The organism is Leisingera sp. ANG-M1 (assembly GCF_000813745.1).
Classification (GTDB): Bacteria; Pseudomonadota; Alphaproteobacteria; order Rhodobacterales; family Rhodobacteraceae; genus Leisingera.
Window position 1 is genome coordinate 19,789 of record NZ_JWLC01000027.1, and the last position, 26,264, is coordinate 46,052.

Below are 26,264 nucleotides of genomic sequence, written 5' to 3' on the forward strand. Positions count from 1 at the left end.
GGCAGGCGCCTTGCAGGTAAGATGCCGCCGGTTTGCCTGTTTCCCCGGCAGCAGGCTTGCCTCTTGGGCTCTGCGGGTCCAGTAGGGGCGGAGAACGGGCGGCCTGAATCTTGTGCTTCCGGCGCCTCAAATTTGGCATGTTTTCAGCACAAGTGATTGGTCTGGGACCGGCTGTCCGACTATGATCGCTATGCGCACAAAGCCGGTCTGTTGCTGTTGAGGGTGCAAGGTTCGTGCAAACGCTGAAAAAAACAGGAGAAACCCAGGCGTTTTATCACGCAAGTTTACTTTGTTGGGCCTTTCTTAACCCCCAGGCGTCAAAACTGGGGCAGAGGCAAAGAGGGGCCATTGCATGCACGGTCTGATCAACAAAGCGATCCAGGCTTTTGTGACCAGCACCTACGGGGCAGACCGCTGGGAAGAGGTCATGGAAAGGGCCGGGCTTGGGTTTACCGAGTTCGAGGCGATGCTTTTTTACACCGACGAGCAGTCCGGCACGATGCTGGCGGCGATGGAGACAGTTCTGGGACGCCCTCTGCCGGAAATGCTTGAGGATATGGGCACTTTTCTGGTGTCCAACCCGCAAGTGGAGGCGCTGCGCCGCTTGTTGCGTTTTGGCGGTGTGAACTATGTTGAATTCCTGCATTCATTGGATGACCTGCCCGACCGGGCCCGGCTTGCGGTATCGGATCTGCAGCTGCCCGGGCTTGAGCTTCTGGAGCAGGCGCCGGATCAGTTCGAGCTGGTATGCCAGCCGGGCCTGCCCGGCTATGCGCATGTGATGATGGGGGTTTTGCGGGCGATGGCGGATGACTACGGTGATCTTGTCTTCCTGGATCACAGCGGCACCCAGGACGGCGCCGAGGTGATTGCGATTACCCTGGTTGAAACCAAGTTTGCCGCCGGGCGTGAATTTGATTTGGGGGCGCATTCCTTATGATGACACTCCAGCAGCTGACGCAAATGGCAGGCGTTGTCTGCCCGATGTATGTGATTGTTGATGCCAAGGGGCGGATCGTCTCGGCCGGGCCGACCTTGCAGAAGCTGCGCCCGCAGCTGCAGTGGCTGGGGCGCCGGTTTTTCCGGGTGTTCGATCTGGCGCGGCCGCGCTCGGTCCGATCGGTGGAGGACCTGCTGCGCACGTCCGGCAGCAAATTGCATCTGCAGTTCCGGGACGAGCCGCAGACCGGTCTCAAGGGCGTCTGCACGCCGCTGCCGGATGGGGAGGGGGCCTTCATCAATCTCTCCTTCGGCATTTCGGTGCTGGAAGCGGTGCGCGACTATGATCTGACCAGCGCAGACTTCTCCCCGACCGATCTGACGATCGAAATGCTCTACCTGGTAGAGGCCAAATCGGCCGCGATGGAGGCCTCGCGTCAGTTGAATTCCCGCTTGCAGGGGGCAAAAATTGCTGCGGAAGAACAGGCCTTTACCGATACGCTGACCGGCTTGAAAAACCGCCGGGCGATGGATCATGTGCTGGGCCGGCTGATCAGCAGCGGCCGCGAGTTTGCGCTGATGCATCTGGATTTGGATTTCTTCAAGCAGGTGAATGACACGCTGGGCCATGCGGCCGGCGACGCGGTGCTGCAGCAGGCAGCGCGGATCATGGTGGAATGCACCCGTCAGTCCGACACTGTGGCCCGGGTCGGCGGCGACGAGTTTGTGATGATCCTGGAAGGGGCCATGGACACCACCCGCCTGGCTGCCATTGCCAAGCGGCTGATTGCAAAGCTGGAGGAGCCGATTCCCTTCGGCGGGCAAACTTGCCGGATCTCCGCCAGCGCCGGCACCACATTGTCGACATGGCAAAAGGAGCCGGATGCGCAGCAGCTCCTGAATCAGGCCGACTTGGCGCTTTACGCCGCCAAGCGTGCCGGGAGGGCGCAGCATTTCTTCTACCGTGAGGGAATGGAGAAGGAAGAGACGGGCAGCGGTGCCGTAGACGGAGCTGCAGCCACGCCGCTTCAGACGGCCGTGCGCGGTCCGGCTGTCTAAGCTCAGCGTTGCCTTCGGCTGAATACTGAAACAGGACTAGCAAGTTTTCTTTTTTGGGATTTGCCGCCCGTGCGGCGTTGCTCTGACTGGAAGAGGCAGGTGGCATTAGCTGCTCCGGCATGGCATTTCTGCGTGTGATCCGGCGCGGGGCGTTTGCTAGGCCCATGCCTGTTCGGCAGACCGCAAGGCGGGCCGGACTTTCCTGCTGCAGCTGTCTCAAACACCTATATTCGGGTGAAGGCATGGTTCTCCGATTCGCATAGACAGGTGCGACTGCGGCGCGGGCATGGCGTGCGAAACGCCAGCGCAATCCACAGTTGGCTGGCCGCAGGGCATGTGGTTCAGTCTTTCACTCTGCTTAGGCATAAGGCAGGTCGGGTTCTGGCGTTGAGTGCACCGGCCCCCAGGCGACCTGTGTCCAGCGGCCACGATGCGGGGTGGTCTGGGTTATTGCCTGTCTGGCGGTTTCTCATGTTCGCCGGAGAATGTGTTTGAAGCCACTGCAAGCTTCGCAAAATTTTGGAATTACAATAGAAAGGATACTTTGGAAGTGACGCTGGCGATCGTTAAGCGCGCATTTTCAGAACCAACCACGGCGAGGAAGGGCCTTGAGTGCAAAGGTTGAACCTCCGGCTGGAGCCGTTCAAATGACTGATGCGAACGAATGGGGAAAGTGGCAGCCCGTAGGGGAATCGAACCCCTCTTTCCAGGTTGAAAACCTGGCGTCCTAACCGATAGACGAACGGGCCACTCTGTCTGTGAAGCGGTGTTTACTGATTGCACCGGGTGGGCGCAAGAGGAATTTTTGCAGAAATGTGAAGTTTTTCCAGGCTGCGATGCGGAGAGGCAGGTTTCTGAAAACAAACGCAAAAATCCGCATGAGTGCGATGACTGGCCGGCGGTGCCGACGCTGGGCAAGTGGCGGCTCCTTAGGAGAGTGCAGTTCAGTTGAGTTGCTATAAAAACAATGGCTTATGTGACTCTTTATTTCCCAGGCATCTTTTTCTAAGGATCAATCGGCTAGGAAAACCGGCCCCTGCCAGCAAGGTGCCTGGGCGTATTTCTCAGGCTGGAAACCGATCTTCCTTTGGGCGGTCTCAACGGCACGGGCAGCGGCAGCCCAGATCAGTGATTGGATTGTGTTGAAGCCTTGAGTGCAGCTCCTGGCTGCTTTGACCAAACCAAGTGCAAGGCTGGAGGTTCGGAAACAAAGTGGTCTGCCGGGCAAGGTGGGGTGCTCTATCAAGCGACAGCCGTACTTTCGCAAAGCGAAGAACTGACTGCGGCATTCTGTGCGAAGAGATTCGAACGCTGGGCGCTGGCAAAGCTAGCTGCAGAGCTCCGGACGAATGCTATCTAAAGTGAAGGCGCCCGATGCTGCGCAAAAGTGCGAGATGCGTCCGTAACAAACGCCAAGGGATAGGTGCATGTGCTGGGGAAAGTGGCAGCCCGTAGGGGAATCGAACCCCTCTTTCCAGGTTGAAAACCTGGCGTCCTAACCGATAGACGAACGGGCCACTCAGTGCGTGAGCGGGTATTTAGTTGTAAGCGCCGGAACCCGCAAGAGAAAAAATAGGGTTTTGTGAAATTTCTTATCCACAGGGATTAAGCTATTGAAAAATCAGGCTTCGGCGGCGTCTTCCAAGCGCAGCTGCGGGCTTTGGCGGCCGCCCCAGGTGTTCACTTCCAAACGGCCCGCAAAGTGGAACCGGGCGCCGCCATGTTCCAGCAGCTTCGGCCCCAGCGCGGTGTCGAATGCACCAAAGCAGATGGCGTCCACGCCGCCGCCCATGCCATCGCTGAGCGACAGTTTCAGGTGGCTTTCGCCGACCTTCTTGGCAAAGCGCACCTGCAGGTCCGGCAGGGCATAGCGCGGTGCAGGGGCGCCGGCGCCAAAGGGGCCCGCCTGTTCGATCTGTTCAATCAGATCGACGCTGGCTGCCCCCGGCATCAGCGCGCCGTCCAGTTTCAGGTCCGCCGGGCCGCCCTGGTCGGCGCCTTGTTTGGCCAATAGTTCCGTGAGCCGTTCCATCGCCGGCTCCAGTTTGTCGCGCATTACGGTGAGGCCTGCCGCCATCTTGTGGCCGCCGCCCTTGACCAGCAGTCCCTCGGCCGCCAGCCGCTGGATCGAGGCGCCAAGGTCGACGCCGGAGACAGACCGGCCGGAGCCTTTACCTTCATCGCCGTCAAAACCGATCACAACGGCAGGGCGGTTGGCGGCTTCCTTCAAGCGGGAGGCGACGATGCCGACAACGCCGGGATGCCAGCCTTCGCCGGCGGCCCAGACCAGGGGGGCGTCCAGTCCGCGTTCCTCGGCCTGCTCCAGCGCAGCGGCACGCACGGCGTTTTCAATATCGCGGCGCTCGGTGTTCAGCTCATCCAGCCGCTCGGCCAGCGCTGCGGCCTCATGCGGGTTGTCCGTCGACAGAAGGCGCGCGCCGAGGTCCGCTTTGCCGATCCGCCCGCCGGCATTCACTCTCGGCCCCAGCAGAAAGCCGAGGTGATAGGTCGAGGGCGCCGAATCCATGCGGGAGACGTCGGACAGGGCAACCAGCCCAGGCCGCTTGCGCGCGCCCATCACCTTCAGCCCCTGGCGCACCAGTGCCCGGTTGGCACCGATCAATGGTGCCACATCCGCCACAGTGGCCAATGCCACCAGATCCAGCAGGGACATGAGATCTGGCCCTTTGGCGCCTGCCTCGCGCATCTGGCGGCCGGCCTCAACCAGCATCAGGAAAACCACGCCTGCGGCACAGAAATATCCCAGGTCGCCGCTCTCGTCCTGGCGGTTGGGATTCACCACAGCCACGCAGTCCGGCAGCGTTTCGCCGCCCAGGTGGTGGTCCAGCACAATCACGTCGGCACCCGCGGCGGCGGCAATCGGCTCGTGGCTGAGGGTGCCGCAATCGACGCAGATGATCAGGTCGTGGGCCGCGGCCAGCTCCTTCATGGCGGGCACATTGGGGCCATAGCCTTCGTCAATACGGTCGGGGATGTAAAGTGTCGCCTCCAGCCCCATCTGCCTCAGCCACACAAGCAGAAGCGCAGCAGAGCTGCCGCCATCCACATCGTAGTCGGCAAAGACCGCGATCCGCTGGTTGCGGCGCACCGCCTCCAGGAAACGTGCGGCAGCCGCTTCCATATCCTTCATCTCGCGCGGATCGGGCAGCAGCTCCTTCAGCTTTGGCTCCAGAAACCCTTTGGCCTCCATCGCCGGCACCCCGCGCCGGGCCAGCACCTGGCAGACCGAGCGGGGCAGGCCGGTCTGCTGCGCCATCATTTCGGACGCCCGGTCCACCTCAACCCCGGGTCCCACCCAGCGGCGACCTGTCAAGGACTGTTCAACACCCAAAAAGTTCATCTTCTGCCCTCACATGCAAAGGCCGGACCCAATACGGACCCGGCCCTTCTTCTGGCTCTAAATATCCCCGCCGGAGGCAGCGGCGCAAGCCGCAGCTTGGCGCAGCGCTTAGTCCTGATGCGGCGCCAGCGGCGTGCGGTAGCTCATGCGGCGCACCGAGCCGGTTTTCGAGCGCATCAGCAGGGTGGTGGTCTCAACCCAACCCGGCTCGCGCTTGATGCGCGGCAGCAGCGAGCCGCCGGTGACGCCGGTGGCGGCAAAGATTACGTCCTGGGTGACCATCTCGTCCCGGGTGTAGATCCGGTCCAGATCGGTGATGCCGGCCTTGGCGGCGCGGGCTTTCTCGTCTTCGTTGCGGAACACCAGGCGGCAGAAGATCTGGCCGCCCATGCATTTCAGCGCCGCAGCTGCCAGCACGCCTTCCGGTGCGCCGCCCTGGCCCATGTACATGTCGATGCCGGTGGTCTCGGATTCGGCGCAATGCATGACGCCGGCCACGTCGCCGTCGGTGATCAGGCGGATCGAAGCGCCGGTTTCGCGCACTTCTGCGATCATCGTCTCATGGCGCGGGCGCTCCAGGATGCAGACGGTGATGTCCGAGGGGGCGCAGCCCTTGGCGGCGGCTAGGGCCTCGACACGTTCACGCGGGGACATGTCCAGCGACACGACGCCGTCTTCATAGCCCGGGCCGATCGCCAGCTTGTCCATATAGGTATCGGGCGCGTGCAGCATCGAGCCGCGCGGGCCCATGGCGATCACGGTCAGGGCGTTGGGCATGTCCTTGGCGGTCAGAGTGGTGCCTTCCAGCGGGTCCAGCGCGATGTCGACGCCGGGGCCGTTGCCGGTGCCCACTTCCTCGCCGATGTAGAGCATCGGCGCCTCGTCGCGCTCGCCTTCGCCGATCACGACGACGCCGTTGATGTCCAGCAGGTTCAGCTGTTCGCGCATGGCGTTGACGGCAGCCTGGTCGGCGGCTTTCTCGTCGCCGCGGCCGATCAGCGAGGCAGAGGCCAGCGCCGCCTGCTCGGCAACGCGGGCCAGGCCCAGCGACAGCATACGGTCGTGGAAGGGCGCGTCAGAGGTGTTCGAAGTCATACCGGAAATCCTGTCTCAACGGGAAAGATGTGAATGGGCGTTTCACGCCGAATAGCGCGGGGCGGGGCTTGCTCGCAAGGGCCGATAGCGCTCGCCGCGGCAGGAAAGCCCTGCCGCAGCGCAGTATGTTGCGCATTTCCGCCGGTTCGCGCGGTTCAGAGCTCTTCGATACGGAGCGCAACCGGGGCGCCGTCGACCACATCGGTGGCGGCCAGGCCTTCGAGCGCGGCGTCCAAGGTGGCGCGGGTGCATTTGTGGGTGACGATCAGAACCGGGGCAACCGGGGCGGAATGGCCGTACTGGCGCATCCGGTCGATGGAGACGCCGGCTTCGCCCAGAACCGCGGCCACTTTAGCCAGCGCGCCGGGTTTGTCCAAGAGCCCCATGCGCAGGTAGAAGGGCGCGGGCAGGCCGGTTTGGGCTGCGGGGGCCTCCTGCAGTGTTTCTGCAGGCTGGCCGAAGGTGGAGATCCGCAGGCCGCGGGCAAGGTCAAGTACATCGCCCATCACCGCGCTGGCGGTGGGGCCTTCACCGGCACCGGGGCCGCGAAGCACCACTTGCTCGATCGAGTCGCCTTCGATCACCACCATGTTGGTGCCGCCTTCCAGCTGGCCCAGCGGCGAGTCCGCAGGCACCAGGCAAGGCGACATGCGCTGCTCCAGCCCGCGGGCAGAGCGCTGCGCCACGCCCAGAAGTTTGATGCGGTAACCCATGTCGGCAGCGGCATGGATGTCTTCCAGCTGGATGCGCTGAATGCCTTCCAGCTCCACATTGCCGAACGCTGGCTTGGTGCCAAAGGCGATGGAGGCCAGCAGAGCCAGCTTGTGGCCCGCGTCGATGCCGCCCACGTCGAGGTTCGGGTCGGCTTCCAGGTAACCCAGGCGGCCGCATTCCTCGAACAGTGCGTTATAGCCCTGCTCGGTGGCCTGCATCTGGGTCAGGATGTAGTTGCAGGTGCCGTTCATCACACCCATGACGCGGGTGATCTCATTGCCGGCCAGGCCCTCGGTCAGCGACTTGATTACCGGGATGCCGCCAGCCACCGCGGCTTCAAACCGGATCACCCGGCCTGCGGCCTCGGCCTGTTCGGCCAGCGCCTGGCCGTGGATCGCCAGCAGCGCCTTGTTGGCGGTGACCACGTCCTTGCCCGCGGCCAGTGCGGCCTCGGTTGCGGCTTTGGCAGCGCCTTCATGGCCGCCCATCAGCTCGACGAAAACGTCGATATCGTCGCGCACAGCCAGCGCCACCGGGTCGGTCTCCCAGGCATAGTCGCTCAGCGAGACACCGCGGTCCTTGTTTGCGTCGCGGGCGGAAACCGCGGAAATCACCACAGGGCGCCCGGTTCGTGCCTCCAGCAGCGCAGCATGGCGGCGGATGATTTTCACGACGCCAATGCCAACTGTGCCCAAACCTGCAATCCCAAGACGAAGCGGTTCTGTCATAGCTGGAGGTCCTTTGTTCCAAAATGCTCAAGCCCCGCCTTAGCGGGTTCGGCGCGGGCGTGCAACGCCGCTGCAGGGCAAGGCAAGGTGAAGCAGGCAGGAAAGCCGGGAACGGGTCAGAATTCGGCGTTTTTCACGGCCTCAGCGCGGCGTTTCAGCCGGGCTGCACGGGCGTCAAGCTCGTCCTGCAGGTCTTCGCCGGCCTGTTTCGGCGGATCAAGCGGCTCCAACGCGTCATCCAGCGGCAGCAGCTTCGGATAATCCGCGCCGCGCAGGTCCGGGGTCAGCCTGTCCTCAAGCTCGGGCACCCGGGTGCAAGCTGCAGCTGCCGTCAATGCTAGAATAAGTGCAATCCGTTTCCAAACCTGCATCGAAGAGTTCCCGTTCCTTGTCCTGCCGGTTTTAGGAGGTCCGGGGCTGCGGCACAATTGATTTCACGGGCAGCGCCGGGGATTGGCTTGGCCGCACCTTGCCGGTAAAGGGCTGTCTGGCCTCCGGGCATTCTCACTCTTTTATCTGAACGTATGTTCAGTTACGGTCGGCACATGGCACGCACCCAAGGTTCCCATTCCGGTATCACCGGCCCCAAGATCCGCGAAGCCGCTTTGCGGCTGTTTGCGCAGCAGGGCTATGCCGCAGTTTCGATGCGCCAGATCGCCAAAGAGGTGGGGGTGCAGGCCGGGGCGCTCTACAACTACACGCCCGATAAGCAGAGCCTGCTGTTCAACCTGATGGAAACCCATATGGTGGAGCTGCAGGCGGCCTGGGATGCGGTGCCGCGCGCAGACAGTGCGCTTGAGCGGCTGCGCGCCTTCACCGGCTTTCACATCCGCTTTCACCTGGAGCGCCCTGATGCGGTCTTCATCGCCTATATGGAGCTGCGGAATCTGACGGAGGAGAATTTCACCGTCATCGAATCCCTGCGCCGGGATTATGAAAATGGCGTAGAGGGGATCCTGAAGGAGGGGGTGGAGCAGGAGGTGTTCCGCATCCCCGACACCAAAATCGCGACGCTGGCGGTGATTGCCATGCTGAACGGGGTCAACACCTGGTACCGGTCCGAAGGGCGCCTGTCGCTGGATGAGGTGGAAACCGTTTACTGGGGCATGGTGCAAAAAGCCGTCAGCGCATGAGCCTGCGGGAGCTTCAAACCAGCCGTTTGCGGGCGGCGCCTTGGCAGGGCCTGGCGGACGCGGAGCTTGCAGATCTCTTTGCGCCGAATGTGGTGCAATGGCTGCCCGCGGGGTTTCAGTCACCAGCAGACGAAGGCGCGCGCCGGGCTTTTCTGCAAGCTGTGTCGCAGCAGGCCGAAGTGATAGCGCTGCGCAATCCGGCCGGTCAGGGCATCGGGCTGGTCATCCTGTCCTTTCCCGAGGAGGGCGGAGCCACCCGGAACCTGGGCTATCTGTTTGCAGAATCAGCCTGGGGTCAGGGTCTCGCCAGCGAGCTCATAGCCGGTCTGCAGGCCTATTTCCGCGGCAGCGGCGTAACCCTCAGCGGTGGTGTGATGCAAGAGAACGCGGCCTCAGCCCGGGTGCTGGAGAAAGCCGGTTTCACGCCGGAACTTGCGGGCGCGGAAACCGTCTACAGCTGGCGTGCCGGCAGCTAACGCCGGGATCAGCTCAGCAGCCCGATCATGTCGTAATGATCGATCTGGCGGCTCAGCACCATCGGGTCTTCTTCGGGCAGCACATGCGGCTGCTCCCAGTCCTCGCCGGCAAAAGCCTGCAGGGCTTCGACGCTTTCCCAGACCATGACAACACAGAAAGTGGCCGGCGAATCTGGCCGCGGCAGTCCGGCAGTCACCGAGATCAGCCCAGGCTGGCGCCGCACGTGCGGCACCGCGCTGCCGGTCAGAAACGCTTTGAAGTCCTGGATCTTGTCCTCGCGAACGGTGGCACGGAACACCCGGATAATCATCACTCCCCCCATCAGAACATTGGACGGGGGGAGTATAGCATAGAAGGGGCCCGTTTAGCTGAGTGACCTGTATCAGTGCGCGGGCTTGATGAATGTTCCGTTGCGCAGGTCACGGAAGGCCTGGTGCAGCTCGGCCTGGGTGTTCATCACTATCGGTCCGTGCCATGCCACCGGTTCATTGATCGGCGCGCCGGAGATCAGCAGGAAGCGCACGCCCTTGGGGCCTGCCTGCACTGTGATTTCATCACCGGTGCCAAAGCGGATCAGGGTGCGGTCGCCGGACAGGTCGCGGATGTTGACCTCCTCGCCAGCAATTTCCTTCTCCAGCAGCACGCCCTGAGGCTCTGAGGCATCAGCAAAAGCCGCTTCGCCTTCAAACACATAGGCAAAAGCACGGCGGTAGGTGTCGATGGGCAGGGTCTTTTTCACGCCAGCAGGCACAAAGACATCCAGATACTGCGGATCGGCTGCAATGCCGTCTACTGGCCCGCGCTTGCCCCAGAACTCGCCGGTAATCACCTTCACCCGGGTGCCGTCATCGTCGATCACTTCGGGGATATCTGCACTGCGCATGTCCTGGTAGCGCGGCGCGGTCATTTTCTGGCTGGCAGGCAGGTTGCCCCAAAGCTGAAACCCGTGCATCTGGCCCTTCGCGTTGCCCGCGGGCATCTCCTGATGCAGGATCCCTGATCCTGCGGTCATCCATTGCACGTCGCCTGCACCCAAGGTGCCGGCATTGCCCAGCGAGTCGCTGTGCTCGACCGAGCCTGCCAGCACATAGGTGATGGTCTCGATCCCGCGGTGCGGGTGCCAGGGGAAGCCGCGCAGGAAGTCCTCTGGATTGTCGTTGCGGAAGTCGTCGAACAGCAGGAACGGGTCCAGCTCCGACGGGTCCTGAAAGCCAAAGGCGCGGTGCAGCCTGACCCCGGCACCTTCGGTGTGGGGCTGGGCGTGGCGGGTTTCGATAATCGGTCTGAGGGACATTGGCCTGTCTCCTGGTTTCCATTGCTTGCGGGTAAGATAGGGTGTGCGGCGGTGCCGGAAAACTGGCCTCAGGCCACGCGCGCTGTGCGCTGATGAACAGAGCGCCCCGCAGCCCGCAGGGCTGCCCGGCCCAACGGGACGCAGGCCGCCGCAGGCGCCAAGGACGGGCGGGAGTTCCTCCGTTGCCGGGCAAAGTCCTGGCAGGTTAGCCTGAACGCATGACATATGTATCCGATCCCATGCAGCGATTGCCGCCGCAGCGTCTGCAGGGCGCTTTGCAGCTGATCTCCTACATGCTGGGCGAAGCCCGCGCGGCCAGCGACGCGGACGATGTGCTCACCCGGATGGCAGAGCTGATCCGTGGCGGCGGTGTGCCCTTGGACCGGGCCACCTCCATCGTGCCGCTGCTGCATGCCGAGGCGGTGGCCAGCGCCCGTTTCTGGGAGCGCGGCAAAGGCGCGCGCAGCTACCTGTTTCCTTACAACGAGGAAAGCGGCCAGGGCTATGCCCATTCCCCGGCAGCAGATGTGCACCGGAGCGGCGAGTGGGTGATCCTGTGGCTGCCGGACACGCCGGAGGAGCGCTACGGCATCGTGCCGGAACTGAAGGCGGACGGCTACACCCACTATATCATGGCGCCGGTTTTCATGCGCAGCGGCATGGCCAGCACCTTCAGCTTTGCCACCCAGGCGCCCGAAGGGTTTTCTGAGGAAGACATCACCTTCTTGCGCGCGGTCTTTCCAGCGCTCTCCGCTTGCCAAGAGATCCTCACAACTGCCCGCGCCATGCAGGAAGCGCTGCGGATCTACGTCGGCGAAGAGCCGCAGCGGCGGATTATCTCGGGCGATGTGCACCGCGGCGAGGTGATGCATATCCGCTCCGCCATCCTGTTTGCCGATATGCGGCGGTTTACCGAACTGACCGCGGGCATGAGCGCGGAAGAGGCCACCAGCCTCTTGAATGCCTATTACGATTGCATTGTGCCGCCCATCGAAGACACGGGTGGTGAAGTCCTGAAGTTCATCGGCGATGGCATCCTGGCGATTTTCCGCGCCGAGGAAGACGGGGTGCAGACCTGCGCCCGGGCGCTGGCGGCCTCGCGCGAGGGGCTGGCGCAGGTTGATGCCTGCTCAAGCGCGCCGGCTTTCGAAGTCGGCATTGCGCTGCATTTCGGAGAGGTTGCCTTCGGCAATGTCGGCTCCGGCATGCGGCTCGACTACACGGTGATCGGCCGCGACGTGAATCTGGCGGCACGGGTCGCGGGTCTGTGCGGTACCACAGGTGAGCCGCTGCTGGTGTCTTCGGAGTTCCGGAGCAGGGCCGGGCTGGAGGGGCGTTCTCTGGGCAGGCAAAGCCTGAAAGGGCTGCAAGCGCCGGAGGAGGTGTTTGCGGTTCCTGCGGGCTGACGCAGCCCGCTGTTATACTCACTCCGCCGGGGTGTTTGCAGCCTTGTCCCACCACTCGGCGGGCTTGGTGCGCTGCCCGTGTTTTCCGGCCAGCCGCAGCGCCAGCTTGCGCAGGGGGCTCAGCGCCAGTCTCAGCCACAGCCGGTTGCGCCGCTTGGAATAGTCGCGGTTGAACGGGCAGACCCGCATGCAGATGGCACAGTCCGAGGCCATCTTGGCCCAGAAGGAAAAGCATTTTTCCGCGTCAGAAGTCCATTTCCTCACGCCTTTGATCGCCGAGACATTGGCGGTGTCAGTTGAAGGCTCCCCGTAAGGCAGCGCTTTCACCGGACAGGCATCGGCGCATTTGGTGCAGATGCTGCAGAAGTCCTTCACGCCCAGGGGCTGCGGCACATCATGGGCCAGCGGCAGATTGGTGAAGATTTTGGAGAACCGCAGGCGCGGGCCGAACTCCGGCGTGATCACCATCTGATTGCGCGCGTATTCGCCAAGGCCAGCCTTCACCGCATAGGGGATCACCAGGCCGGTGTCATTCATCGACGGCACCGCCTCATAGCCCAGGTTGCGGATATAGGCGGCGAGCTGCATGACGATCGAGGCTTCGTGGCTGTATTCGCGGCCTGTTGCGGCACCCGCCAGGGCAGAGGGGTAGGTGGCGACCAGTTCCTTGTCCATCTCATGGCCCAGGACAATAACGCTGTTCAGCCCGTCCGGCAGATCATGCGGCGCCTCGGACATGTCGCGGGCATCGACCCGGGCGGTATAGAGCCAGCGCTCGTCCATGTCAGTGACGCCGCAGAGATCGGCGCCGAAAAATTCCGCAATGCGCTTCACCTCGGCGGACATCTTGGCGGGGTCGTCGATTTCCAGCGCGTCCTTGGCCACCGGCGTGTCGGGGCGGATCGCGGCTTGGAAGCCTTCGCGGATGCCGTCCTTGGCGCGGCGGCTGGAGACCACGTCGGAAATCAGCCAGGCGGCATTGCGCAGCGCAAAATCGCGCTGGGTAAACCCATCGCCGCGGCGGGGCGCTGCCTCCATCCGGTAGGAGGAGAAGAACTTGGCAGTGTGCTTGGACTTGACCCGCTCGTCCCAGAAGGCGCGGGTGAAGATGTCGTTGCGCTGCGAAAACCGCTCGAAATCATCGGTGACTTCGATCCCTGCGGCTGCATCGCCGTCACGCTGAGGCGGGGTGTTCTGTGGCCAAGGCATGGCCGGACGCTATCGGGCAATGGGGGAGCGGGCAAGGGATCGCGCGGAGTTAATTAACAAAACAAGGAGACGATCCAGTCCCGTACCATGGCCACTTCAGCGCTGTTAGGGGCTTCGCCAGCCGCGGGCATCAGGTAATGGCCCTGACCCATGGGGATCTCGGTTTTCAGCACGGGTGCCAGCCGTCCCTGCAGCAGCGGCAACTCGGCGTAGCGGCGCATCAGCATGGCGGTGCCTGCACCCGAGGCTGCTATCTCAATCGCCGCAAGCGAGGTGTCCACATAGAGCGGTGCAGTGCGGTCCTTCAACGGCACGCCTTCCTGCTCCGACAGCCGCAGCCAATGGTCCTGATAACCGTGGATGTGAATCAATGTCTGATCAAACAGCTGATCCAGCGATTGCAGCCGTTCGGCCAGCTGCGGCTGTGCCACTGGAATCACACTTTCAGTAGACAGCAGATGCGCGCGGCGGTCGAACCAGCCCGAGGGGCCGAGCCTGAGGTCGATATCCACGTCTTCGTCCTGGGTGCTGTCGGCCCAGACAGCCGAGATCAGCCGAATGCGGATGTGCGGGTGGGCGGCGTGAAACTTGCCCAGCCGCGGGGCGATCCACAAAACGGCCGTCGAAATGGGCGCCCTCAGTGTCACGGTGCGGGTTTGCGCATGCCCCAAGAGCCCGCGGGTGGAATAGGCGATGTCGGTCAGCGCCTGCGCAACGGACGGGTAATAGGCATGGCCCAGCTGAGTCAGCTCCAAATGCCGGGCGCGCCGGGTGAACAGGGCGATGCCAAAGCTCTTCTCCAGGCTGCGCACCTGATGGCTGACCGCGGCCTGGGTCAGGCCCAGTTCCTCGGCTGCGGCGGTGAAGCTTTGCAGGCGGGCGGCGGCTTCAAAGGCGCGCAACCAGACAAGATTGGGCAGATCGGACATGAGTGTTGCAAAAATTCTTGGGGTCAGACCGCATTATTATTCGTTTTAGTTTTGGCTGAGGTCAAGCTAGCCATATCGCAGTGACATACCCCGGGAGGAGACACTCGACATGGCAACGGATATGAAAGTCGGCTTTATCGGCCTTGGCAACGTGGGCGGCAAACTGGCGGGCAGCCTGGTTCGCAACGGCCTGGATGTGACTGTGCACGATCTGGACGCAGACTTGGTGCAGTCCTTTGTGGAGCGCGGCGCCAAGGCCGGCGGCAGCCCGGCCCAGATGATGCAGGATTGCGATGCGGTGATCACCTGCCTGCCGAGCCCGGCGGCGTCCGACGCGGTGGTGTCCGAAATGATCCCGCATGTGCAGCCGGGCAAGGTCTGGATGGAAATGTCCACCACCGACGTGGAAGAGGTGAAGCGCCTCGGTGCGCTGGTGGCCGAACGCGGCGGCGAGCCGGTCGACTGCCCAGTGTCCGGCGGCTGCCACAGGGCGGGCACCGGCAACATCTCGATCTACGCAGGCTGCGAGCGCGCCACCTTTGAACGCATCCTGCCGATCCTGACCACCATGGGCCGCCGCATCCTGCATGTGGGCGAGATCGGCAACTCCTCGGTCCTGAAGGTGATGACCAACTATCTGGCCAACATGAACCTGCTGGCGGTCATGGAGGCGCTGACGGTGATGAAAGCCTGCGGCATGGATCTGGGGATGACGTTCGAGGCGATCTCGATGTCCTCGGGTACCTCCTTTGCGCATGAGACCGAAAGCCAGCTGATCTTGTCCGGCTCGCGCGATGTGAATTTCACCATGGATCTGGTGATGAAGGACATCGGGCTGTTCCAGACCCTGGCCGACCGCAACAACGTGCCGCTGGAGCTGTCGCCGCTGATGATCGAGATGATGAAGGACGGTCAGCGCCGCTATGGCGAGCGGGCGCAGTCCGACCGGATGATCGAGCGCCTGGAAGAGGCCACTGGCCTGTCGATCACCGCGCCGGGCTTCCCGCAGGAACTGATCGATGATGAGCCGGAAGAGCCCGGCTACGAGGTGGTCGTGCGCCGCGCTGCCGCGGAGTAAGTTTCCCCAAACTGCACGGCTTCAAGCAGCCTCCGCCAAAGCGGGGGCTGTTTTCTTTGGCTCAGGCGGTTTATGCCGGGCGGACAAGCAAAGGGAGCAGGTGATGAGCAGCGAAGTCCTGGCAACAATCGAAGCCTCGGCGCCGCGCCGGGTCATGGGCACGGCGATGCTGGGGGCTGTCGGCTGTATCCTGGTTTATGTGGCGTTTTCGGCGCCGCCGTCACCGGCCTGGCTGGCGTTCCTGCTGGTGGTGGGCGCCGCGGCGCTGTGGCTGGCGGTGCGGATGTGGCAGGCCACGGTGCACCGGATCGAGCTGACGGAGGAAGAGCTGCGATGCTCGGACGGGCAGCGGATCGCCAGGGTCGAGGAGATTGAGGCCATCGACCGCGGCTTTTTTGCCTTCAAGCCCTCAAACGGTTTTCTGATCCGGACCAGCGTGCCAGGGGAAAGGGCCTGGATGCCGGGGCTGTGGTGGCGCGCCGGGCGCCGTATCGGCATCGGCGGGGTGACACCGGGAGCGCAGGGCAAGGCGATGTCGGAAATCCTGGCCGCACTGCTGGCGCAGCGCGGCCTCTAGGATGCTTTTTTGAGCGTTACGTCTGAGATCCTTCGGGATTGTCGTTGTGGGTGCCAGAACCGGTCGCGCTTCCTTCAAAGGCGACAAGCGGAGCAAACCGCGGGCTGGCGAAAACGAAATTGTCCAGATTGAGGGTCGGCAGCCCGATGTTAAAAGCCGGCTCCATCTCGTTGAAAGTTTCCACCAGAATGACGCGCTCCTGGTTCGGCATCGTCGGCAGTTTGCTGGCAACGTTGTTGACGGTGCCGTCGTTCCAGGGCGAAGTGGCAGTGCCGCGGACTTCGGACCAATCGACATAGTACTTACTGTCGCCCTGATCCCAGTAGATCACTGACACGCGCAACCCGAGCTGTGAATCTTCGCGGATCAGGAGTTTTGCCATCTCATACATGCTGCTGATGTAATCGTCGTTGATTGCGGTTGTTTCCCGCGAGATCAGATCGGAGATTGTATAGGCCGCCTTGAGATTGACACTGTCCCTGCGGAAAGCGTCGAAAAAGGTGTAGATCGAAACAAACACACCCAGCAGCAGCGGCGCATAGAATGCAAACTCGATCGAAACATTGCCATCGGTTTTGCGCAGGAAACTATGCAACCGGCGCGGCAGCGCATTGGCGGAAAGGGTCCGTGTCAAAGCTGTCAGCATGGGTTACCTCGGTTCCTGAACAAAAGCGGAAGCTGCAATCAGACTGATCCGGCCATCACCGTCTTTGTAAAGGCTGCCTCCCAAGCCCCAGGTCGGGAAGACCGGCTTGAACTTCATGCAGGCACGGATCAGCATCAACTCGTTGGATTGGCCGCTGGTGAAGTTGCGCACCGGCTGCACGTCTTCGATGCGGTTCACACAGTCTGCGGTTTCTGAAATGGGGCTCCAGTTGAACGGATCTGCTTGAACCATTTCCAGCCGCAGCGAGGTGCTGCAGTCGTCGATGAAGCCCGAACGCTGGCATACTTCGTCGCGGATCGCATTGTGGCTATGCGCGGCACCTGTCGACAGCCGGATGTTGCGGACGGTCTGGTCCAAGGCCCGTTCAAGCTGCGAATGGCGCAGGTTGATCAGGCCGAGCTCTACCGTCGACATCAGAATCATCAGGAAGGCCGGGATAACAATGGCGAACTCAACAGTTGCGTTGCCATCCTCGTGCGCCCGGAACCGGCGCAGGTTCTGTATCATGCTGCGGATCATTGGGTCAGCCTCAACTGGCGGATGGAAGTTGCGATCGAGGCGAAGGCATCGGCGATTTCCAAGCCGTCCACGTCGAAGTAATGGGAGTCGGAGCTGGCGCAGTCCTGCAGCACCGCGACACCGTTGCTGGGGGCTTCGAACCCGATGGTGTAGACGATGATACCCTGGTCCTTGGCAGCCTGGCAGATGTTACGGGTGCGGGCGTTCTTTTCGGAGTTGCCGTGGTAGCTGTAGGACCCATGGTGCCAAGCGTTATAGCCGTTGGACATCCATTCGCCGTAAATGTAGTAGCCGAGGTATTTGGTCGAGGTCTTTGCGTAAAGATCGGTGTATTGCAGCCGGCTGGACTCGCCGCCTCTGTAGGGATTGTCCTTCCAGCCGGAATACCCTTTCCAGCGGTATTTGCCGTTGCCGGGATTATAGGTCGAATAGACCTTGTGGCCGTTATGGAACCAGACGTCGGACTCGCCTTCCCGGAACTGATTGTTGATGAAATACTGGCTGGTGTTCTGGCCGTCGGTCATCAATACGATGACCTTCACCGTGTCGGTGGAGGTGTAGGCGGACGGCCTGGCGGAGAACACGCTGGGGATCGTGGAGCCAGTGCCCGATGATAGAGCGGCAATCGCTGGGCGGGCAGACGGATCAAGCAGCGCCGTGCCCCATTTCATGCCAATGTCGATAGAGGTGTTGCCGCCAGCCCAAAGGTTGTCGATGATGCCCTGGAGCGTGGTCAGGTCCTTCTGAAACGGTTTGATCTGCCGCGTGGTATCGCTGGCGTCGACGCAGACCGGGGTGAAGTAGCTCGAATAATAGCCGGTCCGCTTGTCAGAATAATACCACGGCGAAAAATGCATGGTCTGTGTCAGCGTGTCGTCTGTCGACAGGCTGGTGCTGTTGAAGTCGCTGGCGTCGAAGTTCACGCAGTTAGAGTAGTCGTGCAGCCGGTTCAGAGTGTATTGGTCCAGCAGTTCCTGTGGCACCGAAACCTGGGTCGCATAGGGAACGATCGACATCGACATTCTGCCATCGGTGGTGTTGTCCACCATCGTTTTGACAAATTCTTTTGCCGCAATTTTGAGGTTGGTCAGGCGATTGTTGTTCCGCATTGAGCCGGACACGTCGAGCACCAGTGAAATCTCCACCCCGTCGATGCTCTCTTCTGCGCGGGAGCGGGCGTACATAGGCATGTCGCCGCCGCCCGCGAAATTCAGCATATGCGCGTTGAAGCTGGTGTTGATCGTGGCATCGACAGCTTTGGAGGCAAAGCCTGGGGTGACAACGGGATCAGAGTAGTATTCTTCCAATCCGGCCTTGGCCAGATAGTCCAGCACAACGGCCTTTTCATCCAGTTGCTGGTCCAGGTCGGCTGCTGCCAGCACTGCCCGGTCGAGGGTGTACTGCAGGTTGGTGCGGTCGCGCTCCATCCGCATCAGATCGACCCCGATCCCGCCGATGGCCAGCATCGCCAGGAAGGTGCCGATCATCGGTTTGACCAGCACGCCGTCTTCTTCCGATCGGTAGGCTTTTGCCTTGGCCAGGCATCGCCGCAACAGCGGCGTGCTGAGGGCTGTGGAATTCTTGTGACGTGTACTCATGTAAATTACCCCCCGCCGGCTGCGGAACGGGCAGGCTCGGCTTTGAAAGCGGAATTTACATTTATTAATGCTTGGTAAAGGTGGCGGAATTGGGGCCGGATTGCGCCGAAAAGGTTTCGATTGTAATGGGTTGGGTTTTCAATCAGGCGGAAGGCTGCCTGGTTGTCGCGTGGTCGGAGACAATGGCCTATTCCTAAGCGGCGAATCGTGAACCTTTGGCTAAAATGCGAATCTTTTCGGCTGAAAATGGTCAAAAAGGTCGCACTCCTTAATCTTCTCTGCATAGAGTGAACGCATCATCGGCAGCGAGTCGATGTTTGAGCACGGAGAAGATTTTACATGACCAGCCGCACAGAGCCGAGCTTCCGCGAAAGCGTGGACCTGATGTTTAACCGGGCCGTCAAGCTGATGGACCTGCCGCCCGGGCTGGAGGAGAAGATCCGGGTCTGCAACGCGACCTACACGGTGCGTTTCGGGGTGCGCCTGCGCGGCGCCATGCACACCTTCACCGGCTACCGCTCGGTGCATTCGGAGCATATGGAGCCTGTGAAGGGCGGCATCCGCTATGCCACCGGGGTGAACCAGGACGAGGTCGAGGCGCTGGCAGCGCTGATGACCTACAAATGCGCTTTGGTCGAGGCACCGTTCGGCGGTTCCAAGGGCGGTTTGTGCATCGACCCGCGCGAATATGAAGAGCATGAGCTCGAGCTGATTACCCGCCGCTTTGCCTATGAGCTGGCCAAGCGCGACCTGATCAACCCGTCCCAGAACGTGCCTGCGCCCGACATGGGCACCGGCGAGCGCGAGATGGCCTGGATTGCCGACCAGTATGCGCGGATGAACACCACTGACATCAACGCCAAGGCCTGTGTCACTGGCAAGCCGCTGAATGCCGGCGGCATCTCGGGCCGGGTCGAGGCGACGGGCCGCGGCGTGCAATACGCTCTGCGCGAGTTCTTCCGCTATGAGGAAGACAAAGCAGCTGCGGGCCTGTCGGGCACCCTGGATGGCAAGCGGATTATCGTCCAGGGCCTTGGCAACGTGGGCTACCACGCAGCCAAGTTCCTGGCCGAGGAAGACGGCTCGCGGATCACCGGTATCATCGAGCGGGACGGCGGTCTGTTTAACGCTGACGGCCTTGACGTCGAAGCGGTGCGCAACTGGATCGTCAAGAACGGCGGCGTGACCGGCTACCCGGACGCCCAGTACCTCGAAGACGGCTCCAAGCTGCTGGAAGAAGACTGCGACATCCTGATCCCGGCGGCACTGGAAGGGGTGATCAACCTCTCCAACGCCGAGCGCGTCAAGGCGCCGCTGATCATCGAGGCCGCAAATGGCCCGGTCACCGCCGGCGCGGATGACATCCTGCGCAAGAAGGGCTGCGTGATCATCCCTGACATGTATGCCAATGCAGGCGGTGTGACCGTATCCTACTTCGAGTGGGTGAAGAACCTGTCCCACATCCGTTTTGGCCGCATGCAGCGCCGCCAGGAAGAGGCGCGCCACCAGCTGGTGATCGACGAGCTGCAGCGCCTGGATGACGTGATGGGCGACACCTGGTCGATGTCGCCGAACTTCAAGGACAAGTACCTGAAGGGCGCGGGCGAGCTGGAGCTGGTGCGCTCGGGTCTCGATGACACCATGCGGGTGGCCTACCAGTCGATGCGTGAAGTCTGGCACAGCCGTGACGACGTCACCGACCTGCGCACCGCTGCCTACCTGGTGTCGATCGACAAGGTTGCCAAGAGCTATCACGCCAAAGGGCTCTGACCAGACGCAAGGCTTTTGACTGGACGGGCGGAGGGGAAACTCTCCGCCTGTTTTTTACGCCTGGTTCACAATACGTCATGGCCTGTCGCAAATATTACTAGACACAAGTGACCAGTTCGTGCGAACTGCGGCAAAACCGTGCTGAACTGCCGCAAATTGGACCTAGGGGCTTTGAGCGGCAGGCGAAAGCAGTTAGCAATGCCGCCAAGGCCCGGGCCGCAGATTTTCCGGGCAGTGGAAAGCGATTTGACGGGGAGGGACGACATGCGGTTTTCGGGCTGGCGTGTGCTCAAAGAGGGGCTCACCGGAAACAAGGGGTGGAAACCCCATTGGCGGGACCCTGAGCCCAAATCCGAATATGACGTGGTGATCATCGGCGGCGGCGGCCACGGGCTGGCAACCGCCTATTACCTGGCCAAAGAGCACGGCATCACCAATGTTGCGGTGCTGGAGAAAGGCTATCTCGGCGGCGGCAACGTGGGGCGCAACACCACCATCGTGCGCGCCAACTACTACCTCCCGGGCAATTCCGAGTTCTATTCCCACTCGCTGAAACTGTGGGAAGGGATGGAGCAGGACCTGAACTACAACGCGATGATGTCCCAGCGCGGCATCCTCAACCTGTATCACAATGACGGCCAGCGCGACGCGGCGGTGCGCCGGGGCAATTCGATCGTCAACCAGGGCGATGACGCGGAGATCCTGAGCCGCGAGCAGGTGCGCGAACTGGCGCCGTTCCTGAATTTCGACAGCAACCGTTTCCCGATCATGGGCGGGCTGATGCAGCGTCGCGCAGGCACTGCGCGCCATGACGCTGTGGCCTGGGGCTATGCCCGCGGCGCCGACATGCGCGGCGTGGACCTGATCCAGAACTGTGAAGTAACCGGTATCGACGTTGAGAACGGCAGGGTTGTGGGCGTGCAAACCGCCCGCGGCCCGATCCGCGCCAAGAAAGTGGCGCTGGCCGCCGCAGGCCGCTCGGGCCAAGTGGCGGCGATGGCGGGGCTGACCCTGCCGATTGAAAGCCACGTGCTGCAGGCCTTTGTGTCGGAAGGGCTGAAGCCCATCGTCGATCATGTGATCACCTTTGCCGAGGGGCATCTGTATATCAGCCAGTCCGACAAGGGCGGCATGGTGTTCGGCAGCTACCTGGATTTCTACAGCTCTTACGCGGCGCGGGGGAACCTGCCGATGGTGGAGCACACGATGGAGAGCTTCGTGGCGATGGTTCCGGCGCTCAGCAAGGCGCGGCTGCTGCGCAGCTGGGGCGGTATCATGGACATGACCCCGGACGGCTCGCCCATCATCGACCATTCGCCCATTGATGGACTCTACTTGAACTGCGGCTGGTGCTACGGCGGCTTCAAGGCGACGCCTGGCTCGGGCCATGTCTACGCGCATCTGATCGCCACTGACCGGCCGCATGGCGCGGCCACGAAACTGAAATTGGACCGCTTCCGCAGCGGCGTGGGCCTGATGGATGAGGAGGGGACCGGTGCGCAGCATAACTTGCACTAAGCGTTTTGAATGCGCCGGGCTTGCCTCCGGCGGGAGTATTTTCTGCAAGATGAAAGGGCGCTGGTCATGAGGATCACTTGTCCGGTCTGCGGCGAGAGGGACCGCCGCGAATTCTACTATAAAGGGGCTGCGCTGGTGCGCCCGGCTGAGGGTGCCGATCTGGATGCCTGGCATGAGTATGTGAACCTGCGCGAGAATCCGGCGGGACCTCTGGATGAGCTGTGGTACCACGAGATGGGCTGCAATTCCTGGCTGAAGGTCACCCGCAATACCGCGACCCATGAGATCCTGGACGTGCAGCTGGCCTCTGAGGCTGGCTTGGGAGGTGAGAAATGAGACTTCCCGGCAAAGGTTTGAACCAGGGCGCCAAGCCTATCACGTTCGGCTTCAATGGCCGCCACATGATGGGGCTGGAGGGCGACACGCTGGCCTCGGCGCTGCTGGCCAACGATGTGCATCTGATGGGGCGGTCGTTTAAATACCACCGCCCGCGCGGTGTGCTGACCGCAGGCAGCGAAGAGCCGAATGCGCTGGTGACCGTTGGGACTGGCGGCGAGCAGGACCCGAACATCCGCGCCACCCAGCAGGAGCTGTTCGAAGGGCTGGAGGCACGCAGCCAGAACTGCTGGCCGTCGGTTGAGCGCGACGTGATGGCGGTCAACGATCTGGCGGCGCCGTTTTTTGGCGCCGGGTTCTACTACAAGACTTTCATGTGGCCCGCGGCCTTCTGGGAGAAAGTGTACGAGCCGATGATCCGCAATGCCGCGGGTCTGGGCGCGTTGTCGGGCGAGGCAGACCGCGACACCTATGAGAAGGCCTTTGCCTTCTGTGATGTGCTGGTGATCGGCTCCGGGCCTGCGGGTTTGATGGCAGCGCTGACCGCGGGCCGTGCCGGGGCGGATGTGATCCTGGCCGAGGAAGACAGTCGCATGGGCGGCCGCCTGCTGGCGGAGCGTGAGGAGATCGGCGGCAAGCCGGGCCATGCGTGGGCCGCTGAGGTGCTGGCCGAATTGGAAGCAATGGACAATGTGCGGCTGATGACCCGCACCGCTGTCACAGGCGCCTATGACCAGGGCACCTATGGCGCGCTGGAGCGGGTCTCGCACCATCTGCCGCGGCGGCATTCGCTGAAGGGCAGCCACTTGCCGCGTGAGTGCTTCTGGCGGATTGCGGCCAAGCACGCGGTGCTTGCGGCCGGCGCGATTGAGCGTCCGGTAGCCTTCCGAAACAACGACCGTCCCGGCATCATGATGGCGGGTGCTGTGCGTGCCTATTTGAACCGCTGGGGCGTGGCGCCGGGCGAGCGGGTGACGCTGTTTGCCAACAACGATCAGGCCCACCGCACCGCGCGCGATCTGCATGAGGCGGGCGTGCATATCGCGGCGGTGATCGACAGCCGCCATGATGCGCCGGTCGATGGCCCCTATCAGGTGATCAAGGGCGCGCAGGTTTGCGGCAGCGCAGGCCGCCAGCGCATCGAGAGCATCACCGTGCGCTCGGTCAAGGGCGAGGAGAAGATCCAGACCGACTGCCTGGCGATGTCCGGCGGCTGGAACCCCTCTGTGCATCTGACCTGCCATTTGAACAGCCGCCCCATGTGGAACCGCGAAGCGCTGGCCTTTGTGCCCACTGAGGGCGCAGTGCCTGGCATGGTCACGGCAGGCGCCTGCAATGGCACCTTCTCGACCGCGGGTGCTCTGCGCGAAGGCGCTGACGCGGCGGCCAAGGTGCTGGAAGCGCTGGGCCTGAAATATGCTGCTGCCGATCTGCCGGATGCCGAGGATGATCCCTACCGCATCGCTGCACTGTGGGCGGTGCCGGGCAAGGGCCGCGCCTGGCTCGACTTCCAGAACGACGTCACTGTCAAGGATGTGAAGCAGGCGGCGGTGGAGAACTTCCGCTCGGTCGAGCATATGAAGCGCTACACCACCCAAGGCATGGCAACCGATCAGGGCAAGAACTCCAATGTGGCGGCGCTGGCGGTACTGGCGGATGCCACCGGGCGGACAATTCCTGAGACCGGCACCACCACCTTCCGCCCGCCCTTTGTGCCGGTGTCGCTGGGCGCGATGGGGGCAGGGGCCACGGATGAGGGCTTCAAGCCGCAGCGGTTCCTGACCTCGCATGGCGAGAGCGACAACCGCGGGGCGCATCAGCTGGAGGTGGGACTGTGGTACCGTGCGGCCTACTACCCGAAGCCGGGCGAGACCAATTGGCGCCAGTCCTGCGACCGCGAGGTGACACTGGTGCGCAATGCGGTGGGCATTTGCGATGTCTCCACCCTGGGCAAGATCGACATCCAAGGGCCGGATGCGGGCAAGTTCCTAGACTTCCTCTACACCAACACCTTCAGCACGCTGAAGGTGGGCAAGGTCCGCTATGGGCTGATGCTGCGCGAGGACGGCTTTGTCATGGACGACGGCACCACCGCGCGGCTGGGCGAAAACCATTATGTCATGACCACGACCACCGCTGCCGCGGGGCAGGTGATGGCGCATATGGAGTTTGTCTCCCAGGCGCTCTACCCGGAATGGGACGTGCGCTTTACCTCGGTGACCGAGCAATGGGCGCAGTTTGCCGTAGCCGGACCGAAGTCGCAGGAGCTGCTGGACGGCCTCTTGGACGAGGACGTGAACGGCGAAACCTGGCCTTTCATGGGCTGCGGCGAAGCAACCGTGCTGGGCGTCAAGGGGCGGCTGTTCCGGATCTCCTTCTCGGGCGAGCATGCTTATGAGGTGGCGGTGCCTGCGCGTTATGGCGAGGCCCTGTTCCGCGAGCTGCTAAAGCGGGCAGAGGCGATGGGCGGCGGTGCCTATGGCATGGAAGCGCTGAATGTGCTGCGGATTGAGAAGGGCCTGATCACCCACGCCGAGATCAACGGCACCGTGACCGCCTTTGACCTGGGCCTGCAGGGGATGATGTCCAAGAAGAAGGCATTCCTGGGCAAGGCGATGTCGACCCGCGAGGGGCTGATGGCAGAGGACCGGATGCGTATGGTGGGGCTGAAACCTGTTGGTGCAGCCAAGGAGATCACCGCCGGCGCGCATCTGTTCACCCTGGGCGACCCGGTCGAGCGGATCTATGACCAGGGCTATGTGACCTCGGCCGGCTATTCGCCGACGCTGGGGCATCCGATTGGCTTGGCTTTCCTAAAGGAGGGTCCGGACCGGATCGGCGAAACCGTGCGCCTGGTCGACCATATGCGCGGTATCGATACCCTGTGCGAGGTTGTCTCGCCTGTGTTCTTTGACCCTGAGGGAGGGCGTGCCCGTGGCTGAACTGATTGCAAAAAGCCCCTGTGAAGGGCTGGTTCCGGCAACCATCGGCGGCATGAGCCTGACCGAGGAGCACCCTGGTGCGATGTGGGCGGTGGCGCCCTTCAAGGGCCAGCAGGACAAGCTGAGCAAGGCGCTGGAAACGGCCCACGGCATGGCGTTCCCGGCCCCGAACCGGGCGACCGGCAAGGCGGGCAGCCGGGCTGTCTGGTTTGGCCGGGACATGGCGCTGCTGTTGGGGCCTGCACCGGACGCCAAGCTGGCCAAACACGCCGCCCTGACCGACCAGAGCGACGCCTGGGCTGTGGTGAAGCTGGAGGGTAAGGGCGCCGAGGATGTGCTGGCCCGCCTGGTGCCGGTGGATCTGCGCAACCAGGCGTTCAAGCGGGGCCATACCGTACGGGCGGAGCTGAAGCACATGATGGCATCCGTGACCCGCACTGGCCCGCAGGCGTTCCAGATCATGGTGTTTCGCTCGATGGCAAAAACGCTTGTGCATGATTTGAAAACAGCCATGGAAGCTGTGGCGGCGCGGGGGTAACCTTCGGGAATCACCAACTGATTCCCGGAGCGCATCTATGATCCGCATCGCCTTTGTAGCCGCCTTGCTGGCGGCTCCGGCCTATGCTTCTGAAACCAAAGAAGAAAGCTGCAAATATCAGGGGCAGGTCATGGCCGCGGTGCAGCAGGCGCGGCTGGACCGGGTGAAGCAGGAAGAGGTGGAACAAGTCATTCTGGACAGCGAGCCAGAGTGGCCCGAAGCCTTTTCCAACGCGATCCCGCAACTCGCCGGCCATGTCTACGCGATGAAGCGGCGCGACCTGAAGGGCGTCGACCTTGGCGCTGCTTTTGAGGAGCAGTGCCTGCAGAACTGGGATCAGATCCAGGCGATGCAGCAGCAGCTGCAGTCGAACTGAC

Annotated in this window: 24 protein-coding genes and 2 tRNA genes; 13 read left to right on the forward strand and 13 right to left on the reverse strand. The window is 62.6% G+C overall.

Annotated features, from left to right (window positions below; translation table 11 throughout):
- The first annotated feature begins 352 nt into the window (after positions 1-352).
- Both RA19_RS21860 and RA19_RS21865 read left to right on the forward strand, forming a co-directional pair.
- Entirely contained in the window at positions 353-940 is a 588-nt protein-coding gene (locus tag RA19_RS21860) for a heme NO-binding domain-containing protein (protein WP_039166930.1), read from the forward strand.
- Complete coding sequence (locus RA19_RS21865) at positions 937-1,998, forward strand: GGDEF domain-containing protein (RefSeq protein ID WP_039166932.1); 1,062 nt, start codon at positions 937-939, stop codon at positions 1,996-1,998. Before RA19_RS21860 ends, RA19_RS21865 begins: the two co-directional genes overlap by 4 nt.
- Positions 1,999-2,672: 674 nt before the next feature.
- On the opposite strand, the gene RA19_RS21870 is transcribed toward RA19_RS21865, so the two are convergent.
- The 6 genes from RA19_RS21870 to RA19_RS21895 all read right to left on the reverse strand — a co-directional run bounded on the left by RA19_RS21870 (position 2,673) and on the right by RA19_RS21895 (position 8,267).
- Positions 2,673-2,747 (reverse strand) — tRNA-Glu (locus RA19_RS21870).
- Between the two features lie 693 nt (positions 2,748-3,440).
- Positions 3,441-3,515 (reverse strand) — tRNA-Glu (locus RA19_RS21875).
- A gap of 104 nt (positions 3,516-3,619) precedes the next feature.
- The gene (gene recJ, locus RA19_RS21880) at positions 3,620-5,359 is read right to left on the reverse strand and encodes a single-stranded-DNA-specific exonuclease RecJ (RefSeq protein WP_039166934.1); all 1,740 of its coding nucleotides are present in this window, start codon (positions 5,357-5,359) and stop codon (positions 3,620-3,622) included.
- 108 nt (positions 5,360-5,467) lie between these two features.
- Complete coding sequence (gene glpX, locus RA19_RS21885; protein ID WP_039166935.1) at positions 5,468-6,454, reverse strand: class II fructose-bisphosphatase; 987 nt, start codon at positions 6,452-6,454, stop codon at positions 5,468-5,470.
- Between the two features lie 155 nt (positions 6,455-6,609).
- The gene (locus tag RA19_RS21890; RefSeq protein ID WP_039166937.1) at positions 6,610-7,896 is read right to left on the reverse strand and encodes a homoserine dehydrogenase; all 1,287 of its coding nucleotides are present in this window, start codon (positions 7,894-7,896) and stop codon (positions 6,610-6,612) included.
- Between the two features lie 116 nt (positions 7,897-8,012).
- Positions 8,013-8,267, reverse strand: coding sequence for a hypothetical protein (locus RA19_RS21895; protein WP_039166939.1), 255 nt, complete (start codon positions 8,265-8,267; stop codon positions 8,013-8,015).
- 174 nt (positions 8,268-8,441) lie between these two features.
- On the opposite strand from RA19_RS21895, the gene RA19_RS21900 reads away from it, so the two are divergent.
- On the forward strand, positions 8,442-9,029 hold the full coding sequence (locus RA19_RS21900) for a TetR/AcrR family transcriptional regulator (RefSeq protein WP_039166941.1): 588 nt from the start codon (positions 8,442-8,444) through the stop codon (positions 9,027-9,029).
- On the forward strand, positions 9,026-9,505 hold the full coding sequence (locus RA19_RS21905) for a GNAT family N-acetyltransferase (protein ID WP_039166942.1): 480 nt from the start codon (positions 9,026-9,028) through the stop codon (positions 9,503-9,505). The genes RA19_RS21900 and RA19_RS21905 overlap by 4 nt, the downstream gene beginning before the upstream one ends.
- Before the next feature lie 8 nt (positions 9,506-9,513).
- Here RA19_RS21905 and RA19_RS21910 read toward each other — a convergent pair whose 3' ends face one another.
- Both RA19_RS21910 and RA19_RS21915 read right to left on the reverse strand, forming a co-directional pair.
- Complete coding sequence (locus RA19_RS21910) at positions 9,514-9,816, reverse strand: antibiotic biosynthesis monooxygenase family protein (RefSeq protein ID WP_039167295.1); 303 nt, start codon at positions 9,814-9,816, stop codon at positions 9,514-9,516.
- A gap of 72 nt (positions 9,817-9,888) precedes the next feature.
- Positions 9,889-10,800, reverse strand: a complete 912-nt coding sequence (locus tag RA19_RS21915; RefSeq protein ID WP_039166943.1) for a pirin family protein — start codon at positions 10,798-10,800, stop codon at positions 9,889-9,891.
- A 218-nt stretch (positions 10,801-11,018) separates the two neighbouring features.
- Here RA19_RS21915 and RA19_RS21920 point away from each other — a divergent pair, with 218 nt between their 5' ends.
- Positions 11,019-12,206: an adenylate/guanylate cyclase domain-containing protein gene (locus RA19_RS21920; RefSeq protein WP_039166945.1), complete on the forward strand. Its 1,188-nt coding sequence runs from the start codon at positions 11,019-11,021 to the stop codon at positions 12,204-12,206.
- Between the two features lie 18 nt (positions 12,207-12,224).
- On the opposite strand, the gene RA19_RS21925 is transcribed toward RA19_RS21920, so the two are convergent.
- Both RA19_RS21925 and RA19_RS21930 read right to left on the reverse strand, forming a co-directional pair.
- Positions 12,225-13,415, reverse strand: a complete 1,191-nt coding sequence (locus RA19_RS21925; protein WP_039166946.1) for a reductive dehalogenase — start codon at positions 13,413-13,415, stop codon at positions 12,225-12,227.
- Positions 13,416-13,468: 53 nt separating this feature from the next.
- On the reverse strand, positions 13,469-14,344 hold the full coding sequence (locus tag RA19_RS21930) for a LysR family transcriptional regulator (RefSeq protein WP_039166947.1): 876 nt from the start codon (positions 14,342-14,344) through the stop codon (positions 13,469-13,471).
- 121 nt (positions 14,345-14,465) lie between these two features.
- Between RA19_RS21930 and RA19_RS21935 the strand changes: the two genes are divergently transcribed.
- Together RA19_RS21935 and RA19_RS21940 are read left to right on the forward strand one after the other, a co-directional pair.
- Complete coding sequence (locus RA19_RS21935; protein ID WP_039134269.1) at positions 14,466-15,422, forward strand: NAD(P)-dependent oxidoreductase; 957 nt, start codon at positions 14,466-14,468, stop codon at positions 15,420-15,422.
- Between the two features lie 103 nt (positions 15,423-15,525).
- On the forward strand, positions 15,526-15,999 hold the full coding sequence (locus RA19_RS21940) for a hypothetical protein (RefSeq protein ID WP_039166948.1): 474 nt from the start codon (positions 15,526-15,528) through the stop codon (positions 15,997-15,999).
- A gap of 16 nt (positions 16,000-16,015) precedes the next feature.
- On the opposite strand, the gene RA19_RS21945 is transcribed toward RA19_RS21940, so the two are convergent.
- From RA19_RS21945 to RA19_RS21955, 3 genes are read right to left on the reverse strand one after another with little or no spacing between them, the layout of a single operon-like run.
- On the reverse strand, positions 16,016-16,633 hold the full coding sequence (locus RA19_RS21945; protein ID WP_446720303.1) for a TadE/TadG family type IV pilus assembly protein: 618 nt from the start codon (positions 16,631-16,633) through the stop codon (positions 16,016-16,018).
- Positions 16,634-16,648: 15 nt separating this feature from the next.
- On the reverse strand, positions 16,649-17,173 hold the full coding sequence (locus RA19_RS21950; RefSeq protein WP_241479123.1) for a TadE/TadG family type IV pilus assembly protein: 525 nt from the start codon (positions 17,171-17,173) through the stop codon (positions 16,649-16,651).
- A gap of 8 nt (positions 17,174-17,181) precedes the next feature.
- The gene (locus tag RA19_RS21955; protein WP_039166950.1) at positions 17,182-18,783 is read right to left on the reverse strand and encodes a pilus assembly protein TadG-related protein; all 1,602 of its coding nucleotides are present in this window, start codon (positions 18,781-18,783) and stop codon (positions 17,182-17,184) included.
- Between the two features lie 339 nt (positions 18,784-19,122).
- Between RA19_RS21955 and RA19_RS21960 the strand changes: the two genes are divergently transcribed.
- The 6 genes from RA19_RS21960 (at position 19,123) to RA19_RS21985 (ending at position 26,263) form a co-directional block, all read left to right on the forward strand.
- Positions 19,123-20,553, forward strand: a complete 1,431-nt coding sequence (locus tag RA19_RS21960; protein WP_039166952.1) for a Glu/Leu/Phe/Val family dehydrogenase — start codon at positions 19,123-19,125, stop codon at positions 20,551-20,553.
- A 264-nt stretch (positions 20,554-20,817) separates the two neighbouring features.
- A complete protein-coding gene (locus RA19_RS21965; protein WP_039166954.1) occupies positions 20,818-22,071 on the forward strand; it encodes a sarcosine oxidase subunit beta family protein in 1,254 nt (417 codons plus the stop codon).
- Between the two features lie 66 nt (positions 22,072-22,137).
- Positions 22,138-22,407, forward strand: coding sequence for a sarcosine oxidase subunit delta (locus RA19_RS21970; protein WP_039166956.1), 270 nt, complete (start codon positions 22,138-22,140; stop codon positions 22,405-22,407).
- Positions 22,404-25,349, forward strand: coding sequence for a sarcosine oxidase subunit alpha family protein (locus RA19_RS21975; protein ID WP_039166959.1), 2,946 nt, complete (start codon positions 22,404-22,406; stop codon positions 25,347-25,349). Before RA19_RS21970 ends, RA19_RS21975 begins: the two co-directional genes overlap by 4 nt.
- On the forward strand, positions 25,342-25,887 hold the full coding sequence (locus RA19_RS21980; RefSeq protein WP_039166961.1) for a sarcosine oxidase subunit gamma: 546 nt from the start codon (positions 25,342-25,344) through the stop codon (positions 25,885-25,887). The genes RA19_RS21975 and RA19_RS21980 overlap by 8 nt, the downstream gene beginning before the upstream one ends.
- 37 nt (positions 25,888-25,924) lie before the next feature.
- Entirely contained in the window at positions 25,925-26,263 is a 339-nt protein-coding gene (locus tag RA19_RS21985) for a hypothetical protein (protein ID WP_039166964.1), read from the forward strand.
- Position 26,264: the final 1 nt, after the last annotated feature.

Coding starts and splice junctions, on each gene's coding strand:
- RA19_RS21905 (WP_039166942.1), top strand. CDS start 9,026: ATGAGCCTGCGGGAGCTTCAAACCAGCCGTTTGCGGGCGGCGCCTTGG.
- RA19_RS21950 (WP_241479123.1), bottom strand. CDS start 17,173: ATGATACAGAACCTGCGCCGGTTCCGGGCGCACGAGGATGGCAACGCA.
- glpX (WP_039166935.1), bottom strand. CDS start 6,454: ATGACTTCGAACACCTCTGACGCGCCCTTCCACGACCGTATGCTGTCG.
- RA19_RS21895 (WP_039166939.1), bottom strand. CDS start 8,267: ATGCAGGTTTGGAAACGGATTGCACTTATTCTAGCATTGACGGCAGCT.
- RA19_RS21865 (WP_039166932.1), top strand. CDS start 937: ATGATGACACTCCAGCAGCTGACGCAAATGGCAGGCGTTGTCTGCCCG.
- RA19_RS21970 (WP_039166956.1), top strand. CDS start 22,138: ATGAGGATCACTTGTCCGGTCTGCGGCGAGAGGGACCGCCGCGAATTC.
- RA19_RS21955 (WP_039166950.1), bottom strand. CDS start 18,783: ATGAGTACACGTCACAAGAATTCCACAGCCCTCAGCACGCCGCTGTTG.
- RA19_RS21975 (WP_039166959.1), top strand. CDS start 22,404: ATGAGACTTCCCGGCAAAGGTTTGAACCAGGGCGCCAAGCCTATCACG.
- RA19_RS21890 (WP_039166937.1), bottom strand. CDS start 7,896: ATGACAGAACCGCTTCGTCTTGGGATTGCAGGTTTGGGCACAGTTGGC.
- RA19_RS21940 (WP_039166948.1), top strand. CDS start 15,526: ATGAGCAGCGAAGTCCTGGCAACAATCGAAGCCTCGGCGCCGCGCCGG.
- RA19_RS21860 (WP_039166930.1), top strand. CDS start 353: ATGCACGGTCTGATCAACAAAGCGATCCAGGCTTTTGTGACCAGCACC.
- recJ (WP_039166934.1), bottom strand. CDS start 5,359: ATGAACTTTTTGGGTGTTGAACAGTCCTTGACAGGTCGCCGCTGGGTG.
- RA19_RS21920 (WP_039166945.1), top strand. CDS start 11,019: ATGACATATGTATCCGATCCCATGCAGCGATTGCCGCCGCAGCGTCTG.
- RA19_RS21935 (WP_039134269.1), top strand. CDS start 14,466: ATGAAAGTCGGCTTTATCGGCCTTGGCAACGTGGGCGGCAAACTGGCG.
- RA19_RS21900 (WP_039166941.1), top strand. CDS start 8,442: ATGGCACGCACCCAAGGTTCCCATTCCGGTATCACCGGCCCCAAGATC.
- RA19_RS21985 (WP_039166964.1), top strand. CDS start 25,925: ATGATCCGCATCGCCTTTGTAGCCGCCTTGCTGGCGGCTCCGGCCTAT.
- RA19_RS21915 (WP_039166943.1), bottom strand. CDS start 10,800: ATGTCCCTCAGACCGATTATCGAAACCCGCCACGCCCAGCCCCACACC.
- RA19_RS21930 (WP_039166947.1), bottom strand. CDS start 14,344: ATGTCCGATCTGCCCAATCTTGTCTGGTTGCGCGCCTTTGAAGCCGCC.
- RA19_RS21910 (WP_039167295.1), bottom strand. CDS start 9,816: ATGATTATCCGGGTGTTCCGTGCCACCGTTCGCGAGGACAAGATCCAG.
- RA19_RS21965 (WP_039166954.1), top strand. CDS start 20,818: ATGCGGTTTTCGGGCTGGCGTGTGCTCAAAGAGGGGCTCACCGGAAAC.
- RA19_RS21925 (WP_039166946.1), bottom strand. CDS start 13,415: ATGCCTTGGCCACAGAACACCCCGCCTCAGCGTGACGGCGATGCAGCC.
- RA19_RS21960 (WP_039166952.1), top strand. CDS start 19,123: ATGACCAGCCGCACAGAGCCGAGCTTCCGCGAAAGCGTGGACCTGATG.